We start from the raw sequence: 19,310 nt of genomic DNA, 5'->3' as shown, positions 1-19,310 counted from the left end.
TGCCAGAAAGGGAGCCTAGCGAACCTGACAAGATGCTTCCTTCGTCAGCATGACAACAATAATTTTTACGCCAACTGGCCGCGCAGCTTATCGGCCTGCTCGGGTGTGAGTTGAATGCCGCGCTTCGAGCGGTTGTCGGGCGATACGGGCTCGACCAAGCGGTCCTTGCCATAGATGAACTCGTCGCGCTCGTAGCGCGGCGGGGCCATTTTGTCGGCTTGCAGGTAGATGGCGGCCTTCGGGCAAGCCTCCTCGCAGAGGCCGCAGAAGATGCAGCGCAGCATATTAATCTCGTAGCTGACGGCGTATTTCTCCTCGCGGTAGAGGTTCTGCTCGCCCTTTTTGCGCTCGCCAGCTACCATCGTGATGGCCTCGGCGGGGCAGGCTACGGCGCACAGGCCGCAGGCCGTGCAACGCTCGCGGCCCTGCTCATCGCGCTTGAGCACGTGCAGGCCACGGAAGACGGGCGAAAACGGGCGCGTCTCCTCGGGGTAGCGAACAGTGATTTGCTTCTTGGTGGCAGCCCGGAAAAAGTGCTGCATCGTGATGGATAAACCCTGAAAAATCGCCGGCAAGTAGGCTCGCTCGGCGAGCGTCATCGGCTTCTTTTCCAGTTTCTTGGCGCGGTTGCTTAGCGATTCCATAGTCATTATTGGATTACGTGGAACGTAATCAGGCCGCCCGTGAGCAGGATATTGAAAATAGCCAGGGGGATGAGAATCGTCCAGCCCAGGCGCATCAGTTGGTCGTAGCGAAAGCGCGGGAGCGTCCAGCGCACCCACATGAAAAAAAAGATACCCGTGAAGATTTTCATGAACATGGCCACCACGCCCATGAGCACAAACAGATTGTGCGCCCAATCGGCCGAAAGGCCAGCTTTGTTCAAGAAGTCAAGAAACTCATACTGAAACGGGTAGTTGAAGCCGCCGAAGTAGAGCACCGACATCACGGCCGTAGCTACGAATACGTTCACGTATTCAGCAAATAAATACAGACCCATTTTCATGGAGCTGTACTCAGTGTGGTAGCCGCCCACCAACTCGGTTTCGCACTCGGGCAGGTCAAAAGGCGTGCGGTTGGTTTCGGCAAACGCGCAGACGATGAAAATGACAAAGCCCAATGGCTGCTTGAAAACATTCCACGTGAAAATATCGCTCAAGTGCCAGCCGCCCGCGTGGGTTTGCTGCAAGGTGATATCCCGTAGGGAAAGCGAACCCGACATCATTAATACGGCAATCAGGGCTAGACCCATTGCCAGCTCGTAGCTAATATTCTGCGAAGCGGCGCGAATGGCGCCTAGCAGCGAAAACTTATTATTAGAAGCCCAACCACCAATCATGATACCATACACCCCTAGCGACACAATACCGAAGATGTAGAGCATTCCCACGTTGATTTCGATGCCTTGCAAGTGCACCACGGTATCGCCAAACTTGAGAAAGTTGCCAAACGGAATAACGGCCGACGACATGAGCGCCGTAATCATGGCTAGGCAAGGGCCGAAGATGAATAGGGCTTTATTGGCGCCGCTTGGGAAAAACTCCTCCTTGGTGAAAAGCTTCACGGCATCGGCCAGCGGCTGGGCTAGCCCGAAAGGCCCCGCGCGGTCGGGCCCCACGCGGTCTTGCAGAAACGCGGCAATTACGCGCTCGGCGTAGGTGCAATAGGTGGCAATCAGCAGTGAAACGCCGAATACCACCAGTACAACGAGGCCCTGCCAGCCTAAAGATTCAAGAGACATAAAGTAGAGAATATCAACTTAGAAAGAAGTGCCGTTGGGGCCGCCAAGCTTGAGCGGCGGGTTTTGCTCCAGTTCGCGCACGGTGCTTTCGGGTAAGTCGGCAATCACCTGCGGGTTGATAACCGGCAGCTCATAATGGTTGGCCGAGATGACCGACGAGCGGTCGATGTGCGCCGGACCTTCGATAACCCAGTCCGAAGTTTCCTTTTTCTCGAAGCGGCACTCGTTGCAAATCCACTCTTTTACTTCGCCGTACTCGTCTTTGCGAGCGGTTACGCGCAGCACGTCCTTGCCTTTGTACCACAGCGTTACGTGGCCGGTGCATTTCTCGTGTGTGCATTCGCGGTGGGCATTTACCGGCTTGGTAAACCACACGCGCGACTTAAAGCGGAAGGTCTTGTCGGTGAGCGCGCCCACCGGGCACACGTCAATCACGTTGCCGCTGAAGTCCTTATCAATTGAATTCTCGATGTAGGTACCAATCTCAGCCGCATCGCCGCGGCCCAGCACGCCGTGCACGCGGCCTTCGGTGAGCTGGTCGGCTGTGTACACACAGCGGTAGCACAGAATACAGCGCGTCATGTGCAGCTGGATGTAGGGACCGATGTCGATTTTCTCGAACGTGCGGCGCTCTTCCTCGTAGCGCGTAGTGCTCACACCGTGCTCGAAGGCAAAGTTTTGCAGGTCGCACTCGCCGGCCTGGTCACACACCGGGCAGTCGAGCGGGTGGTTGATAAGCAGCATCTCCACGATACCCTTGCGCACATCGAGCACCTGCTGGCTCGTGGTATTTTCGACCACCATGCCATCCTGCACTGGTGTGATGCACGAGGCTACCAGCTTCGGCATCGGGCGCGGGTCTTTGGCCGAGCCGGCCGCTACGCGCACCAGGCAGGCGCGGCACTTGCCGCCGCTGCCCTTCAGGGGCGTATAGTAGCACATGGCGGGCGGCACTACGCTGCCCCCGATTTTGCGGGCCGCGTTGAGAATAGTAGTACCATCGGGTACTTCTACCTCAATTCCGTCGAAAGTTATTTTAGCCATTATCCGTTTCAGATACTAATCGTCATGCTGAACGCAGTGAAGCATCTTGCTCGCACTGTCGAACGACAGCCAGACTATGCGAGCAAGATGCTTCACTGCGTTCAGCATGACGTTCTATTTTTTATTTCAAAACTACGCCATTACCAGGTTGCCCCGGTACACGGCGCCGGGCTGGGTAGCCTCTTTTGGGTGCGTTACGTGCCACTCAAACTCGTCGCGGAAGTGGCGCACAGCGGCGGCCACCGGCCACGCGGCAGCCTCACCCAGGGGGCAAATGGTATTGCCCTCTATCTGCTTGGCTACGCTCACGATGAGGTCGATGTCGTGCATTGAGCCGTGGCCGTGTTCGAGGCGGTGCAATACCTTTTCGAGCCAGCCGGTGCCCTCGCGGCAGGGCGAGCACTGCCCACAGCTCTCGTGGTGGTAGAAGCGCGAGAAGTTCCAGGTATTCTTCACGATGCACGTCGTTTCGTCCATCGCGATGAAGCCGCCCGACCCGAGCATAGTGCCCGTAACAAAACCGCCATCGCTGAGCGATTCATAGGTCATGAGGCGGTTTTCACCCGCAGCGGTTTTAAGAATCAGCTCTTTCGGCAGAATCGGCACCGACGAGCCTCCAGCCACTACGGCCTTCAACTCCCGGCCTTTCCAGATACCGCCGCAATATTCGTCGGAGTAGATAAACTCCTCGACCGGCACCCCTAGCTCAAGCTCATAAATACCGGGCTTATTGAGGTGGCCGCAGGCCGAAAATAGTTTGGTACCTGTGCTCCGGCCCACACCGATTTTGGCATACTCGTCGCCGCCCAGATTCAGGATGGGAACTACGGCCGCGATACTTTCCACATTGTTCACCACCGTGGGGCGGGCGTAGAGGCCCTGCACGGCCGGGAACGGCGGCTTGTTGCGCGGGTTGCCACGCTTACCCTCCAGCGATTCCAGCAGGGCAGTTTCTTCGCCGCAGATGTACGCGCCCCCGCCCGGATGCACGTGCAAATCAAGCGAATAGCCCGAGCCCAGAATATTTTCGCCCAAGAAGCCAGCGGCGTAAGCCTCGGCAATAGCTTTCTCCAGAATACGCAGCACGTACAACAACTCGCCGCGGATATATATGTAGCTCGTGCGAGCCCCTAGCGCGTAGCTGCCCGCAATCATGCCCTCGATAAGCAAGTGCGGCAGCTTCGACATCAGGTAGCGGTCCTTGAACGTGCCGGGCTCCGACTCGTCGGCGTTGCACACGAGGTAGCGCGGCACGCCTTCGGGCTTAGCCAGGAAGCTCCACTTCATGCCGGTCGGGAAGCCCGCGCCGCCGCGCCCGCGCAGGCCCGACTTCTTCACTTCTTCTACCACTTCGTCGGGCGTCATTTTCAGCGCTTTCTCCACGGCGCGGTAGCCGCCGTGCTTGCGATACACGGCGAAGGTTTCGATGCCTTCGACGTTGACGTGTTCGGTTAATAGCTTGCGTCCCATACTACTTATTTTCTAGACGTTCCAGGCGGTACTCAAGGCTGTCGAAGCGCAGACCAAAGGACTGAATAGCATTTTCCAGGCGGCTGGTGTTTCGCTCGTCAGCCTCCATTAGCATCTTGAAATTAGCCGTATTTGCCTCCTGTTGTTTATTAATGACTTCGGCCACTTTACCAACTGCTCCACTCAAATACTGAATGCTGCCAACAACTTGTGTTAGTATGTTCTCAACATTTTCCAGGCGATTCTCAACGTTTCGGAGCCGACTATTCATGCCGTGCATCTCAATTAATATCTCAGATACCACGAGCGGAAGGTCTTTGTCTTGGTCAGCCATTGTGGTAGATAATTAATTATTTTGCAGCGAGGTTGGCAAGCCGGTTTCTTCCCAAGGTAAGATAGGGCGGTGCACCAGGCTCTTCAATTCATTCAGCATAGCGTTCACATTCTCCTCAGTGTCGAGCGACTCGTAGTATTTCTCGCGTACCTGCACCACGGGAGCGAAGCCGCAGGCCGCTAGGCACTCCACTTCTTTCAATGTGAACAGGCCATCGGGCGAGTTGCCGCCGACTTTAGCACCCGTAATGCGCTCCAGATGCGCCGTCAGCTCATCGGAGCCGCGTAGCATGCAGGGACCGGTGCGGCAGATTTCAATCACGTGCTTGCCCACCGGCTTGAGGTTGAACATGGTGTAGAACGTGCTCACTTCATACACCTCAATCGGGCGCAGGCCTAGCGTTTCGGCCACCAAATCCTGCACTTCGGGGCTCACCCAGCCGCCAAACTCGGCCTGCGCGATGTGCAGTACCGGCAGCAGAGTCGACTTCTTGCGGTCGTCGGGGTAGTGCGTGAGCAGGCGTTTGATTTCGGCCTGGGCAGCGGGCGAAAACTGGGGTTTGGCAGCGGCGGTAGTCGGCTCCATATCAGGTACTTTCAACTTAAAAACTAGGCGTCGAGCTCGCCGGCAATCACGTTCATCGACGACAAAATCACGATGGCATCCGAAAGGCTGGTGCCCACTACCATCTCCGAATAGGCCTGGTAGTAGATAAAGCACGGCCGGCGGAAGTGCAGGCGGTAGGGCGTGCGGCCCCCGTCCGAGATGAGGTAGAACCCTAGCTCGCCGTTGCCGCCTTCCACCGAGTGGTATACCTCGCCAACCGGGGCGTCGATTTCGCCCATAATGATTTTGAAGTGATAAATCAGCGCCTCCATGTTTTTGTACACGGCCTGCTTGGGGGGCAGGTAGTAGTGCGGCGCATCAGCGTGGAAGGGGCCATCGGGCAGCCGGTCAAGCGCCTGATTGATAATGCGCAGGCTCTGCCAAATCTCCTCGTTGCGCACGATAAAGCGGTCGTAGGTATCGCCGTTGGTACCGACCGGGATGTCAAACTCGAAGTCTTCGTAGGAAGAATACGGGTTCATTACCCGCACGTCGTAATCGACGCCGGCCGCCCGCAGGTTGGGGCCGGTGAAGCCGTAGTTCAATGCTTTCTCGGCCGTAATCGGACCCACGTTCACCACGCGGTCCATGAAGATGCGGTTGCGATTAAACATCGCCTCAAACTCCTTCATCACCGCCGGGAATTCCTTGAGCCATTTGCGCAGCTTCTCAATAGCCACCGGCGAGAAGTCGCGCTCCATGCCGCCCACGCGGCCCATGTTGGTAGTCAGGCGCGAGCCGCAAACTTCCTCGTAAATCTCGTAAATCTTCTCGCGCTCCTGGAATACGTAAAGGAAGCCAGTGAAGGCGCCAGTATCTACGCCCAGGATAGAGTTACAGATAAGGTGGTCGGCAATGCGTGCCAATTCCATCATTATCACGCGCATATACTGCGCACGCTTGGGTACCTGCACTCCTAGCAGCTTCTCTACCGTCATGTGCCAGCCCATGTTGTTGATGGGCGACGAGCAGTAGTTCATGCGGTCGGTGAGCGGCGTAATCTGGTAGAACGGCCGCCGCTCGGCGATTTTTTCAAACGCGCGGTGGATGTAGCCGATAGTCGGCACGCCCGAGATAATGCGCTCGCCATCCATTTGCAGGATGTTCTGGAAAATGCCGTGCGTAGCGGGGTGCGTCGGCCCCAGGTTGAGGGTCGTCAACTCCTGCGAGAAGTCGTTGAGCGTGGGCACGAGCTGGCCTCCCTGTTGCTCGCGGGCCTCTTCTACTATTTTATGGGTGCCGGCTAGGGCGTCGTTTACTGCCATTTTAAACTTCCGTCATGCTGAGCTTGCGAAGCATCTTATCAGGTTCGCACCACTCGGGTAGTAACTAATTTCTGGCGAAGGCAGCCGGGATAAGATGCTTCCTTCGTCAGCATGACAAACGAGGTTAGCGACCGAAAAACAGGTCGGTTTTATCTTCGCGGGTGCCGTCTTCGAGCGGGTACTGCTTGCGCATGGGATGGTAATCCATATCTTCCACGTTGAGAATGCGGCGCAGGTTGGGGTGCCCGGTGAAGATGACGCCGTAGAAATCATAGGCCTCGCGCTCCATCCAGTTGGCGGTGGCGTATAGGTCGGTGAGGGTAGGCACCACCGGGTCGGCAAGCGGAAAGAAAATCTTGAGACGCAGCCGGATGTTGTGTACCAGGCTGTGCAGGTGGTAAATCATGCCGAGTTCCTGATTCAGGTTTTCGGGATAATTGATGCCGCACATGGTGGTCAGGAAATGAAACTTGAGCGTTTCGTCCTGCTGCAAGCCCGCCACAATATTGTGGATATGCTCGCGCTTGGTAGTCACCGTGAGCAGGCCGTAGGGCTCGTGCACATCCGTAAACGTAGCTTCGCCAAACAAGCTGTGCAGCAAGGCCAGCACCTGCGCGTTTTGCTGGGCGGTGGGGTCTAGCGCGGCGGCAGTTTCCTGGGCGGCGGGCGATTCTTCTTTGGTTGGGTCAGCCATTTAAGGGGCTTTCTACGAGCAGCTTACTTAATGTTATAGGAGGCTAGCAGAGCTTGGTATTCGGGCGAGTTGCGGCGGCGGATGCTCTCGTTTTTGGCGAGGTCCTGCACGCGCATCAGGCCGTCGAGCACCTGCTCGGGGCGGGGCGGGCAGCCGGGGATGTACACATCGACCGGAATGATGCGGTCGATGCCCTGCAGCACCGAGTAGCTATCAAAAATGCCGCCCGAGCAGGCGCAGGCGCCCATGGCCAGCACCCAGCGGGGCTCGGCCATTTGCTCGTACACCTGCTTCACGATGGGGGCCATCTTCTTGGCGATAGTGCCCATTACCATCAGCAGGTCGGCCTGGCGGGGCGAGAAGCTGGGACGCTCGGAGCCAAAGCGCGAGATATCGTAGTGCGCGCCCATCGTCGCCATGAACTCGATGCCGCAGCACGAGGTAGCAAAGGGCAAAGGCCACAAGGAATTGGCGCGGGCAATGCCGACTACCTTCTCAAGTGAGGTAGCGAAGAAGCCCGCACCCTCGATGCCCTCGGGGCCGGCACGGATTTGATTTCGGGAACGCGGGTATCAACCATGAGTATAAGTCAGTTTAGGCAGCCTGCGCAGCAATAGCGGGCTGTTTTTCCAACACCGGCTTAGCGGCGAAAGTTTGGTTGGGCACGGCCTCATTCCAGCGCAGAATGCCCTTCTTAATGACGTAGCCGAAACCAGCCATCAGCAGAGCCATGAAGATAATCATCTCCACGAAGCCCGCGCCGCCGAGCCGGCGAAAATTTACGGCCCAGGGATACATGAAAATTACTTCCACATCGAAGAGCACGAACAGAATGGCCGTGAGAAAATACTTAACCGAGATGGGCGTGCGGGCATTGCCCACGCTCTCGATGCCGCACTCGAAGGCGGCATCTTTCACGCGGCTGTGGCGTTTAGGACCCACGAGGTGCGACACGACCATGGCAAAGGCCACGAAGGCCACGGCTAGCCCAAACTGAATGAGAATGGGCAGGTAGTCGCTGGGCTGATACGAAGAATTAACGGCAAGAAGCATAGAGGTCAGCTAGTTAGGTAGCGGGCGCACTGGCGCGGACAGGCAAAGGTACACCTGAGCCGGTTTGAGCGAAAGCGAAAAGTAGCCCGCTGCTGTCTAGCGCGGGGTTTCGGCAGGCTGTGGGGCCGCGCTGGGGGCGCCCGGCTCACCGCTAGGCTGGCCATTCATAGCCCCGTCGAGGTTGCCGCCGTTGAAATAATTCTCGGTGAAAATGCGGTAGCGGTCAAAAATGGAGCGCACCGAGCGCACCAGCACGTACTCACCCCGAATGCCCTCGGGCACGGTCACGCCCGAGGCGTAGCCGTTCCAGATGGCATTGTCAGTTTTGGTATCGATGAGCGTCACCATGAGCGTGCCATCGAGCATAAGCAGGCGCGTGGGCTGGTAAGGGTGGCGCTGCTCTTCGGGAGTTTCCTCGTTTTCGGCGTCGTTATTTTTTACCCAGCGCGTAATGTCTTCCTGCACGAAGCCCGGAAAGCGCATGTCGCCCTCAAATAGTTTGTAGCTCACCATCAGGTCGGGGTTGCGCCGCGAAAACTTATAGCCTTGCAGGCGCAGGCGCTGCTTGATGGCGTCGCGCAGGGCTTCGCTGAGGCGGGTGCTGTCGGCGGCGAGGCCATTGCCGCTCAAAAAACCATAGGTGCGGTAGTGGCGAAAGCGCCCCCGGTAGCTGTAGCTCGATTCAATGCGCGCATCACGGGAGGTGAGGCAGCTGGAAAGTAAGCCAAGGCTCAACAGGCAGATAAGCTGGAGGGTAGCAGTTAGTTTCATGAAAAGTAGGGTAGGGAATTCATTGAATTCTCTAAGCTACACTAAGAATTTTACTTTTCATCTACTGTTCAGTTTATTAACTTAGGGAGGCTAGCCATGCGTAAGTGCGCCGCCTATCTTTGAGTTGACCAAGCAGCAAGACCATGGGCCAGGCCGAACCCAAAGCGCAGTACACCGTTGCCGAATACCAGGCGCTCGAAGCGCAAAGCGAAGGGCGGCACGAGTTTTTTGAAGGCGAACTATTCGCGATGGCGGGCGAGAGCGTTGCGCACAATGTGCTAGCGCTGAATATTGCCTTTGCCTGCCGGCAGGCGGTGCGCGGCAAAAACTGCCGCGTGGTAATGGAAGGTGTGCAGCTGGCCGTAAAGGAAAACCGCCACTACACCTACCCCGACGTGATGGTGAGCTGCGACCCGGCCGACCAGTGCGAAGCCCGCACGCTGCACAATCCGGTGCTCCTGGTGGAGGTGTTGTCGCCCTCCACTGCGGCCTACGACCGGGCACTTAAATTTAATAGCTACAAAGAGTTAAATTCACTGCGGCACTACTTGCTCGTGTCGCAGCACTACTGGCTCATTGAGTGGTATCGGCGCGAACCGGACAATAAGTGGGTGCACGCGGCACTTACCGAGGTTACAGACACGGTAGAGATTCCGGAACTGGGCCTCACGCTCACGCTGGCCCAGGTGTATGAAGAAGCGGGCGTGGCCCCGCTGCGGGCTACCCCGGCCGGCCCCGAAGAGCCCGCCTGACCCTAGCGGTAGCCAGCCGCCTGCAACTGAAACAGCTCGGCGTAGCGGCCACCCCTGGCCAGCAGCTCCTCGTGGGCACCGATTTCCTGCACCCGGCCGTGCTCGATGACCAGGATGCGGTCGGCCATGCGCACGGTGCTGAAGCGGTGGGAGATGAGCACGGCCGTCTTGCCCTGAGTGAGTTCCTTGAAGCGCTCAAACACTTCGTACTCGGCGCGGGCGTCGAGGGCGGCGGTGGGCTCGTCGAGGATGAGCAGCTGCGCCTCGCGCATGTAGGCGCGGCCCAGCGCGATTTTTTGCCACTCGCCACCGCTAAGGTCCACGCCGCCGTTGAAGCGCCGGCCTATCATCTGGTCGTACCCTAGCGGAAGCTTAGCGATGACTGAGTCGGCCAGGCTCTGGTGGGCGGCCTGCTCGATGCGCGGCTGATTGGTGCGCTCCTCGATGCGGCCCACGGCCAGATTCTGGCCGGCGGGCAGCTGAAAGCGCACAAAGTCCTGGAAGATGACGCCGATTTCCTGCCGCAGCTCGGCGGGGTCGTATTCACGCAGGTCGTGGCCATCGAGTAGGATGCGGCCCTCGCTAGGGTCGTAGAGGCGGGCTAGCAGCTTGACGAGCGTGGTTTTGCCAGCGCCGTTTTCACCTACCAGGGCCAGCTTTTCGCCGGCGCGCAGCGCAAAGCTGAGGTGGCGCAGCGCCCACTTTTCGGCATTCTTGTACTTGAAGCCGACATCCTCAAACGTGAAGCCCTGGCGGATGGGCTTCGGAAATGGAAGCGCGGCCTGCCCCACGGTGGGCCGCACGATGCGCGGCGTAATCTGGAAGAAATCGAAGAAATCTTGCAAGTAGAGCGCGCCATCGGCCACTTGGCTGAAGCGGCTCAGGATGCCTTCGAGCAAGGCGCGCAGCCTAGCGAAAGAACCGGCCAGAAACGTAAGCTGGCCAATGGAAATAACGCCGCCCACGGCTTGCTTGATGATATATACATACGCGCCGTAGTAGCCCGCCGCGCCAATGGCGGCGAACACCGTGCCCCAGCCGGCGCGGCGCAGGGCCAGTGCCTTGTTCTGGCGATAAAACTGGTCGGAGAGCGTGGAGAAGCAGTTGATGAGGAAGTCAGATAAGCCGAAGATTTTTACCTCCTTGGCCGTTTCGTCGCTGGCCCCGGTCTGGCGCAGGTAGTCGAGCTCGCGGCGCTCGGGCGTCCAGGAGTGCGAGAGCGAGTAGCTGCGCTCGTTGAAGTGGCTTTCGCCTAGAAAGGCGGGCACCACGGCCAGCAGCAGCAGCCCCAGCAGCCAGGGCTGGAAGGCCACGAGGCCGCCGGCCAGCAGCACCAGCGTCATGGCATCCTGGCCCTGGGCCAGCACCTGGCTCATGAGCACCGAGCGCGACAGTGTTTGGCGGCGGGCGCGCTCCAGCTTGTCGTAAAAGGTACTGTCCTCAAACTGGTCTAAGTCAAGCTCGGCGGCGTGGCGCATGAGGCGCACCGACGAGGCATTGGCGAAGAGGTCGCCGAGCAGCGAGTCGAGCAGAGCCACGGCGCGGCCCAGCGCGTCGGTAAGCAGCACCAGGCCAAACTCCAGCGCCACCAGGCCAACTACCGGCGACACGGCCCGGCTAGCCGGCGGCAGCTTGGTCAGCTGCACAATGTCGTCGAGGATGAGCCGCCCCACGTAGAGCAGGGCTAGCGGCAGCGCCGCCCGCAGCAGGCGCAGGCCAATGTTGCCGAGCGTGAGGGCCGGCGAGGTTTGCCAGATAAGCTTGAGGAAAGCCGGCAGGTGGCGCAGGGCCGATACCCGCTCGCGCACGCTCACGGCGGGCTTGTCGGGGCCGCGCCCGTGGCCGGGATTTTTAGCGGAAATCTTTTCGAATAAGGATGATAACCAGGTCATAGGCTAGCGAGCATGGCACATTTGGGGCCGGAGCGGGAGAGTGGCCGTTTTGGCAGGCGTTTAAGTAATGGGTAGCTAGTAGTGAGTACCCATTGACAATTATCGCCCGACCTTTACGGCACTTATGCTTGGTTCCTATTCGCGCGGCTTCTGGCTGATGTGCCTGTCGTCGTTTCTGTTTTTTGCTTCTTTTAATCTATTGCTGCCCGAGCTGCCGGGCCACCTTACCCGGCTGGGTGGCGGTGAGTATAAGGGTTTCATTATTGCGCTGTTTACGCTCACGGCGGCCATCTCGCGGCCGTTTTCGGGCAAGCTCTCCGACACGGTGGGCCGCATTCCGGTGATGGTGTTTGGCTCGCTGGTGTGCGTGCTGTGCGGGCTGGCCTATCCGTGGGCGCTGGCGGTGGGCAGCTTCCTGTTTCTGCGGCTGCTGCACGGCTTCAGCACGGGCTTTAAGCCGACCGCCACGGCGGCCTTCGTGGCCGACATCGTGCCCGTGGCTAAGCGCGGTGAGGCAATGGGCCTGCTCGGCGTGACGGGCAGCCTGGGCATGGCGGCCGGGCCGTGGCTGGGCACAAAAGTGGCCGAGCATTTTTCCATCAATGGCTTGTTTTACCTCTCGGCGGGCGTGGCGCTGCTGTCGGTGCTGGTGCAGGGCACCCTCACCGAAACGCTGCCGCGGGCGCAGCGCCGGCCCTTTAGCTTCGGGCTGCTGCGCCTCGACTGGCGGCGCGAGGTGTTTGAGCCGCGCGTGCTGGCGCCGGCCATCGTCACGCTGCTGTGTTTGTTTCCCTACGGGGCGGTGCTCACGGTGGTGCCCGACCAAAGTACGCTGCTCGGCATGTCGAGCAAAGGGCTGTTTTACAGCTTTTATACCATAGCCTCGCTCGGGGTGCGGCTGGGGCTGGGCAAGGCTAGCGACACCTACGGGCGCGTGCCCGTGCTGCGGTGGTCGGCCGCCGTAATGGCCGTGGGGCTGGCGGTGCTGGTGTGGTCGCCCTCGGTGCCGGTGTTTCTGACTGGGGCGGTAGTGTATGGCCTGGGCGCGGGCCTCAACTCGCCCACGCTCTACGCCTGGACCGTTGACCTGAGCCACCCTGAGCGGCGCGGGCGCGGCATTGCCACCATGTACATTGCCCTCGAAGTGGGCATTGGGCTGGGGGCGCTGCTCGCGGGCTGGATTTTCGACAACCAGCCCAGCCGCCTGCCGTGGGTACACGCCCTGAGCCTGGCCAGCGTGCTGGCCGCCACCGCCTACCTACTGCTGGGGATAAAAAATACTCCCGCCGGCCCGGCCGAAAACGACGTGCTGGCCGCCCAGGCCCAGGCCGTGGCCAGCCCCGAAGAAGTGGTATAAAACCGAGGAGGAGAAGTTGGTAAATAGGTGGTCGCCACCTATTTTTACCGGGCTGAGACTGGCTATATAAGGTTTTGGCTGGCGTTCTACATACTTCTCCTTTTATGATTAAAAAATTACTCGCTTTAAGTCTATTTGCCGGCGGCTCGCTAGCCCTGCCCGCCTCAGCGCAAGCCCAGAAGCCGGCCCCGGTAAAAGTGGTGGAGATAAAGTTTGGCAAGCCCGAGCCAGCCGACTTTGTGGCCAAGAACTTTGTGGCCGACAGCGCCGCGCCGGCCGTGGTGCTGTACGATTTTGGCAGCACGCGCTTTCGGGTTAATGGCACCAGCTTTCAGCTGGAGTCGGAGCGCGTGACGCGCATCAAAATCCTCAAAAAAGCCGGCTACGAGGTGGCGACGGTGGAAGTGCCGCTCTACCACCAAGACCAGCGCGAAGAAAAGATTGTGGGCCTGAAAGGCTTCACTTATAACGAGGTAGGCGGTAAAATCGAGAAAGTGAAACTCGAAACCGACAAGGTATTTACCGAGGAGCGCACCAAGAATAGTAAGGTGCGCAAGTTTACGCTGCCCAATGTGCGCGAGGGCGCCGTGATTGAGTACAGCTACACGGTAACGTCGGATTTCCTGTTCAACTTTCAGGACTGGACGTTTCAGCGCGAAATACCCACGCGCTGGAGCGAGTTTCGGGCCAGCATTCCCGAGTATTTTGACTACAAGATGCTGATGCAGGGCTACCAGCCGCTCGCCCTGCAAGCAAAGGAGGAGGCCAATGCGCAGTACACGGCGCATACTGAGGGTGGCTTTACGGACCGTGGCCAGCACGTGTCGGCCGAAAATGAGACGTTTGCCGTCCGCGCCACCAATTACCACTGGGCCATGCAAGACGTGCCGGCCCTGCGCGACGAGCCGTTTATGACCACGCCCCGCGACTACGTAGCCCGCATCAACTTTGAGCTGGCGGGGGAAAACGTGCCCGGCCAGGGCTACCACAACGTAGCCGCCAACTGGACGAAGATTAATTCGGACCTGTTGAGCAGCGACGAGTTTGGGGGCCAGCTCGACCGGGCCAGCTTCCTGGCTGATGCTATGAAGCCGCTGGTGGCGCAGTACCCCGACCCGCCGGCGCGGGCGGCGGCCGTGCGCGAGCTGATTGTCAAGAATGTAAAATATGACGGCACCAGTCGCTACGCGGCCAGCGGAGCGCTGAAAAAATGCTACGAACTGCACCGCGGCACGGCGGCCGACATCAACCTGCTCTTCATTGCCGCGCTGCGCCAGGCCGGGCTAGCGGCCCAGCCGGTGCTGCTGAGCACCCGCGCCCACGGCCGCGTCGATGCCAATTTTCCGCAGCTTCAGCAGTTCAACTACGTTATCGGCCTGCTGCCGCTGGCCAATGGCCAGGAGCTGCTGCTCGATGCTACCGAGCCGCTGCTGCCCTGCGGCACGCTGCCCACCCGCTGCCTTAACCAAACGGGCCGCCTGGTAGACAAGGGTACGGAAGGCCGCTGGGTGAGCCTGACGCCGACCCAGATGCGCAACCACTACCAGCAAGTGATGCTGACGGTAGATGAGCAGGGCAACCTCAGCGGCCAGGTGCGCGAGGAGCACGCCGGCTACGCCGGGGCTGCTGCGCGCGAAAAATTGCAGCAGCTGGGCGAAAAAAAGTACGTAACCGAGCTAGCCGGCCGCCACGCGAGCTGGGAAATGCCCAGCTACAAGTTCAGCCAGGTGGCCTTGGTAGACCAGCCGTTCGCCCTCAACTATGAGCTGCGCCAGCCGGTTGGCACTGGTGGGGCTGCCAAAGAATTGTACCTGAGTCCGTTGGCGCTATTTGGGGAGAGCCGCAACCCGTTTCAGCACGCTAGCCGACTGTATCCGGTTGATTTTGGGGCTCCCATGCAGGAAACGATTATGGTCACGCTCAACCTGCCGGCTGGCTATACCGCCGAGCTGCCCAAGCAAGCCGTGCTGGAGCTGCCGAACAAAGGGGGGCGCTACGTCTTCACGGCGGTGAGTGCTACGCCCGGCACGGTGCAGCTGGTGAGCCGCCTGACGCTCGCCAAGCCCATTTATGAAGCCGCAGAATATGAGTCGCTGCGCGAATTCTATCGCCTGGCGCTAGCCAAGCAGGCGGAGGCGCTGGTGCTGAAGAAAGCCGGGAGCTAGCAGTGATTGTCGCTGGTTGCTCACGCTATTTTATTTGTTGAATATGAGCTTTTTGCTACACTTTACGGGGCGGTGCCGGGTGGGCGCGCTAGTTGGGCTGGTGGCCGGGCTAGCCGGCCCGCTGGCCACCGTGGCCCAAACCATCGCTGCGTCGAAGCCGGCGCCCGTGCCCGTGCATTTTGGCCAGCCCGACCCGGCCGATTTTGAGGCGAAGAATTTTGTGGCCGACAGCGCCGCGCCGGCCGTGGTACTGTGCGACTACGGCGTATCGCAGTTTAGCAGCACGGCGGGCAAGCTGGTTATCAATACCGAGCGCACCACCCGCATTAAGATTCTGAAAAAGGCGGGCTACGACTACGCCACCGTGGAAGTGCCGCTCTACCACCGCGACGCGGATGCCGAAACGCTGAGCAACCTGCGGGGCTTTACCTACGTGCGTGGGGCCGACGGCAAGCTTATAAAAACCAAGCTTGAGGCGAGCGCCGCATTTGAGGAAAAGCGTACCAACAACCTGAAAGTGCGCAAGTTTACGCTGCCGGCCGTGCAGGAGGGCGCCGTGATTGAGTACAGCTACGTAGTGCGCTCCACCTTTTTTGATAATTACCAGGACTGGACGTTTCAGCGCGAGATACCCACGCGGTGGAGCGAGTACCGCACCAGTATTCCGCAGGTGTACCACTACAACGTACTGTATCAGGGCTACGTGCCGCTGACTATCAACGAGATGAATCGCGGTTCGGTAAGCCTCATCCTGGCCAATCACCTGGATGCCGGCGCCGGTGCGGGGGCCGGGATGGAAACCGGCACCACGGGCTTGACCATGTCGACCGAGCAGCACCGCTGGGTGCTGCAAAACGCGCCCGCTTTTCGGGAGGAGCCCTACAGCACGACGGCCAATGACTACCTGCCCCGCGTTACGTTTGAGCTGGTAGGCTTTCAAATGCCGAATGAGCCCTACAGAGACTTGACGGATAGCTGGCTGCAAAAAAATAAAACCCTGCTGGCTAGTGAGTTTTTTGGCAAGGTACTGGAAGACAGTAAATTTACGAAGCCGCTGGTGCAGGCAATAGCGGCGCAGTACCCCGACCCGGCGGCACGGGCGGGGGCGGTGCGCGAGCTAATACTGAGGAGCGTGAAATATGATGGTACCAACCGCTACTCGACCAGCACTCCGCTCAAGAAAAGCTACGAGCTGCACCGCGGCACGGCGGCCGATGTTAACCTGCTGCTCATTGCCGCGCTGCGCGAAGCAGGCCTGCCGGCGGTGCCCCTGCTGCTGAGCACGCGCGGGCACGGCCGGGTTAGCCAGGAGTATCCGTTGCTGGAGCAGTTCAATTACGTGGCGGCCCTGGTCGAGCTGCCCGACCAGAAGGAATTGCTGCTCGACGCCACCGAACCGCTGCTGCCGGCGGGTATGCTGCCGACGCGCTGCCTCAATAAAATAGGGCACACGGTGCCGGCCACCGGCGAGGGCCGCTGGGTGAGCCTGGTGCCTAGCCAGCGCTACACCCACTATCAGGAAGTAATGCTGGCCCTCGATGCGCAGGGCAACCTCAGTGGCCAGGTGCACGAAGAGCATAGCGGCTACGCTGGCATCGAAGCCCGCGAAAAATTGCAGCAGCTGGGCGAGAAAAAATACGTAACCGCGCTGGCGGCCGCCCACACCGGCTGGGAAATTCCGAGCTTCACCTTCAGCAAGCAGGCGAGCATAGAGCAGCCGCTTGGGCTGAGCTACGAGCTGCGCCAGCCCGCCGCCAGCGCTGACGCAGCTACCGAGTTGTACATCAAGCCGCTGGAGGTATTTGGTGAGCAGCGTAATCCGTTTCGGCACGAGTTGCGCAGCTATCCCGTCGATTTTGGGATGATGCAGCAGGAAGTTATTCGGGTTACGCTCAAGGTACCGGCCGGCTACGCCGCCGTGCTGCCCGCTCCGGCCGCGCTCGCATTGCCCGAAAATGGCGGCCGCTACGCCTACGTAGTCAGCAGCCCCACCCCGGATACCGTGGTGCTGCTAAGCCGCCTCACCCTCGACAAGCCCGTGTATAGTGCCCAGGAATACCACGCCCTGCGCGAGCTTTATCGCCAGATGCTAGCCAAGCAAGCCGAGGCGCTGGTTATCCGAAAGGCTGGCTAATAGCCTTGATAAACAGCTTATTAATCCGAAATTATTTCTTGTCCTATGTTGCTCCCGGTTTTTGCGTCGCTGACGCTGCTAGCCCCACCGGCGCCTAAATACCCGGCCGACGCCATTGCCCCGGCCCTGCGCGAAAATGCCCACGCCGTGGTGCGCGCCTACGATGAAGTGGTGGTGATAAAATCGGCGAGCCAGCTCGTAAAAACGGTGCACCAGGTAGTGACGGTGCTCGACGAAGCCGGCAGCGACGACTACGGCCAGCTAGTAGTGGGCTACGATGCGCTCAACCACATCGGCTACCTGCGCGGCGCGGTGTACAATGCCCAGGGCCAGCTGCTGCACCAGCTGCGCCCGGCCGAGGTGCACGACCAGGGCCTGGGCAATGCAGGTGGCAGCTTCATGACTGACCTGCGGATGCGCTACGCCGACCTGCGCCAGCCCGCCACGCCCTACACCGTGGAGTTCGATTACGAAGTGGTGTCGGAGAACACCCTTTTTTACCCCGACTGGCAGCCTCAGCACACCGAAAATGTGTCGCTCGAAGGCGCTAGCCTGCAAGTGACCACGCCCACCGCGCTCGCCCTGCGCTATCAGGAGCAGCTGCTGCCGGCCGGCGCGGCCAGCAAGCCCGTGGTGGCCGGCAGCCAGACTACCTACCGCTGGCAGCTGCCCGCCGCACCTGCCGTGGAGGAAGAGCCGCTGTCGCCCCCGCTCGAAGAATTGCTGCCCGCCGTGCACCTGGCACCCACCACCTTTGAGGTGCAGGGCTACGCGGGCACCATGGACACCTGGCAAAATATGGGCCTGTGGAGCTATAAGTTAGGGGAGGGGCGCGACGTGCTGCCGCCCGCCCTCACCGCCAAAATGGCCCAGCTGATAGTAACCAGCCCCGACCCCCGCGAGCGGGCCCGTAAGGTGTACGAGTTTTTGCAGGGCTCGACGCGCTACGTGTCGGTGCAGCTCGGCCTGGGCGGCTGGCAAACGGCCCCCGCCAGCAGCGTGGTGGCCGGGGCTACGGCGACTGCAAGGCCCTGAGCAACTACACCCGCGCGCTGCTCAAGGCGGCGGGCCTGCCGGCCTACGTGGCCCTGGTAATGGCCGGCCCCAATGAGCCCGACGTGCGGGCCGACTTCCCAAGCCGCCAGTTCAACCACGTTATTCTGTGCATGCCGCTAGCCGCCCACGGCGCCACCCCGGCCGATACCGTGTGGATGGAATGCACGAGCCAGACCGAAACCTTCGGCTACATGGGCTCTTTCACCGGCAACCGCCACGCGCTGCTGCTCACGCCCGAGGGCGGCCGGCTGGTGGCCACCCCGCGCTATGGCGCCCAGGCCAACCGCCAGCAGCGCCGCACCGACCTCTGGCTCGATGCCAGCGGCGGCGCCAAGGCCACCGTGCGCACCCAGCGCCTGGGGCTGGCCCAGGACACTTACGCCCAACTTTTACACGAAGCTGACCCGGTAGAGCAGAAAAAGTACGTTTCCAACCACTTGCGGCTCAGTCATTTCACTATCAATAACCTGCGGCTAGCCCCGGCTCCGGCCAAAAACCTGCCCGGCGTGGTTGAGCTGATGAATCTGGAGCTGGCCAGCGTGGGCACCGCCGCCGGCCGGCGCATCTTGCTGGAGCCCAACCTGCTGGGCCGCCTGGGCGCGCTGCCGGCCCAGGTGGGGCCGCGCCAGTCGCCGCTAGCCCTGCCACGCGCGGCCTTTTACCAGGATACCGTGCGGCTGCACCTGCCCACCGGCTTCCGGGCCGAAAACCTGCCCCAGCCCACGCAGCTCACCACGGCTTACGGCACCTATTCGAGCACCTGCACCACCCTGCCCGACGGCACGCTGCAGTACGTGCGCCAGCTCGAAACCCGCCGCCCCGGTGGCGCCACGCTGCCCGCCGCCAAATACACCGAGTATCAAGATTTTCGCCGGAAAATCAGCCAGGCCGACAATGCCCAAGTGGTGCTGGTAAAAGCCGACGCGTGAAAAGCTAGACGAGCTGTAGCGCAACGCTGACCGGAAAGCCGCGCTGG

At 60.3% G+C, this 19,310-nt stretch carries 17 protein-coding genes and 1 pseudogene; 6 read left to right on the top strand and 12 right to left on the bottom strand.

The features are described from left to right. Window positions 1-65 precede the first annotated feature (65 nt). The 11 genes and pseudogenes from GKZ68_RS11990 to GKZ68_RS11940 all read right to left on the bottom strand — a co-directional run bounded on the left by GKZ68_RS11990 (window position 66) and on the right by GKZ68_RS11940 (window position 8,978). The gene (locus GKZ68_RS11990) at window positions 66-644 is read right to left on the bottom strand and encodes an NADH-quinone oxidoreductase subunit I (protein ID WP_173114992.1); all 579 of its coding nucleotides are present in this window, start codon (window positions 642-644) and stop codon (window positions 66-68) included. Window positions 645-649: 5 nt separating this feature from the next. Continuing rightward, complete coding sequence (gene nuoH / locus GKZ68_RS11985) at window positions 650-1,741, bottom strand: NADH-quinone oxidoreductase subunit NuoH (RefSeq protein ID WP_173114989.1); 1,092 nt, start codon at window positions 1,739-1,741, stop codon at window positions 650-652. Window positions 1,742-1,759: 18 nt separating this feature from the next. Beyond that, window positions 1,760-2,785 carry a 2Fe-2S iron-sulfur cluster-binding protein gene (locus tag GKZ68_RS11980; RefSeq protein ID WP_173114986.1) on the bottom strand — a complete coding sequence of 342 codons (1,026 nt, stop codon included), beginning with the start codon at window positions 2,783-2,785 and terminating at the stop codon, window positions 1,760-1,762. A gap of 132 nt (window positions 2,786-2,917) precedes the next feature. After that, the gene (gene nuoF / locus GKZ68_RS11975; RefSeq protein WP_173114984.1) at window positions 2,918-4,255 is read right to left on the bottom strand and encodes an NADH-quinone oxidoreductase subunit NuoF; all 1,338 of its coding nucleotides are present in this window, start codon (window positions 4,253-4,255) and stop codon (window positions 2,918-2,920) included. A gap of 1 nt (window position 4,256) precedes the next feature. Further along, window positions 4,257-4,589, bottom strand: a complete 333-nt coding sequence (locus tag GKZ68_RS11970) for a hypothetical protein (RefSeq protein WP_173114981.1) — start codon at window positions 4,587-4,589, stop codon at window positions 4,257-4,259. 12 nt (window positions 4,590-4,601) lie between these two features. Next, on the bottom strand, window positions 4,602-5,174 hold the full coding sequence (nuoE, locus tag GKZ68_RS11965; RefSeq protein WP_173114979.1) for an NAD(P)H-dependent oxidoreductase subunit E: 573 nt from the start codon (window positions 5,172-5,174) through the stop codon (window positions 4,602-4,604). 23 nt (window positions 5,175-5,197) lie between these two features. Then, window positions 5,198-6,460, bottom strand: coding sequence for an NADH dehydrogenase (quinone) subunit D (gene nuoD, locus GKZ68_RS11960; protein ID WP_173114977.1), 1,263 nt, complete (start codon window positions 6,458-6,460; stop codon window positions 5,198-5,200). A 124-nt stretch (window positions 6,461-6,584) separates the two neighbouring features. Then, on the bottom strand, window positions 6,585-7,154 hold the full coding sequence (locus GKZ68_RS11955; protein ID WP_173114975.1) for an NADH-quinone oxidoreductase subunit C: 570 nt from the start codon (window positions 7,152-7,154) through the stop codon (window positions 6,585-6,587). A 23-nt stretch (window positions 7,155-7,177) separates the two neighbouring features. Next, window positions 7,178-7,705, bottom strand: a complete 528-nt coding sequence (locus tag GKZ68_RS11950; protein WP_173118384.1) for an NADH-quinone oxidoreductase subunit B — start codon at window positions 7,703-7,705, stop codon at window positions 7,178-7,180. A 124-nt stretch (window positions 7,706-7,829) separates the two neighbouring features. Next, window positions 7,830-8,207, bottom strand: a pseudogene (locus GKZ68_RS11945) (NADH-quinone oxidoreductase subunit A); the annotation flags it as partial. Between the two features lie 96 nt (window positions 8,208-8,303). Continuing rightward, window positions 8,304-8,978, bottom strand: coding sequence for a DUF4136 domain-containing protein (locus tag GKZ68_RS11940; protein ID WP_173114970.1), 675 nt, complete (start codon window positions 8,976-8,978; stop codon window positions 8,304-8,306). 143 nt (window positions 8,979-9,121) lie between these two features. Between GKZ68_RS11940 and GKZ68_RS11935 the strand changes: the two genes are divergently transcribed. Further along, window positions 9,122-9,730, top strand: a complete 609-nt coding sequence (locus tag GKZ68_RS11935; protein ID WP_173114967.1) for a Uma2 family endonuclease — start codon at window positions 9,122-9,124, stop codon at window positions 9,728-9,730. Between the two features lie 2 nt (window positions 9,731-9,732). Here GKZ68_RS11935 and GKZ68_RS11930 read toward each other — a convergent pair whose 3' ends face one another. After that, entirely contained in the window at window positions 9,733-11,622 is a 1,890-nt protein-coding gene (locus GKZ68_RS11930; RefSeq protein WP_173114965.1) for an ABC transporter ATP-binding protein, read from the bottom strand. Window positions 11,623-11,746: 124 nt separating this feature from the next. Between GKZ68_RS11930 and GKZ68_RS11925 the strand changes: the two genes are divergently transcribed. From GKZ68_RS11925 to GKZ68_RS11905, 5 genes are all read left to right on the top strand, one after another. Next, the gene (locus tag GKZ68_RS11925; RefSeq protein WP_173114962.1) at window positions 11,747-12,979 is read left to right on the top strand and encodes an MFS transporter; all 1,233 of its coding nucleotides are present in this window, start codon (window positions 11,747-11,749) and stop codon (window positions 12,977-12,979) included. A gap of 104 nt (window positions 12,980-13,083) precedes the next feature. Beyond that, window positions 13,084-15,144 carry a DUF3857 domain-containing protein gene (locus GKZ68_RS11920; RefSeq protein ID WP_173114960.1) on the top strand — a complete coding sequence of 687 codons (2,061 nt, stop codon included), beginning with the start codon at window positions 13,084-13,086 and terminating at the stop codon, window positions 15,142-15,144. Between the two features lie 43 nt (window positions 15,145-15,187). Next, complete coding sequence (locus GKZ68_RS11915) at window positions 15,188-17,278, top strand: DUF3857 domain-containing protein (RefSeq protein ID WP_173114958.1); 2,091 nt, start codon at window positions 15,188-15,190, stop codon at window positions 17,276-17,278. 45 nt (window positions 17,279-17,323) lie between these two features. Continuing rightward, entirely contained in the window at window positions 17,324-18,313 is a 990-nt protein-coding gene (locus tag GKZ68_RS11910) for a DUF3857 domain-containing protein (protein WP_173114956.1), read from the top strand. A gap of 47 nt (window positions 18,314-18,360) precedes the next feature. Then, window positions 18,361-19,263 (top strand): hypothetical protein, encoded by a 903-nt coding sequence (locus tag GKZ68_RS11905; protein WP_173114954.1) that lies wholly within the window; start codon window positions 18,361-18,363, stop codon window positions 19,261-19,263. The last annotated feature ends 47 nt before the right edge of the window (window positions 19,264-19,310 follow it).

The organism is Hymenobacter sp. BRD128 (assembly GCF_013256625.1).
Classification (GTDB): Bacteria; Bacteroidota; Bacteroidia; order Cytophagales; family Hymenobacteraceae; genus Hymenobacter.
The sequence above is the reverse complement of the archived record's forward strand: the minus strand, read 5'-3'. Positions and strand labels throughout refer to the sequence as shown.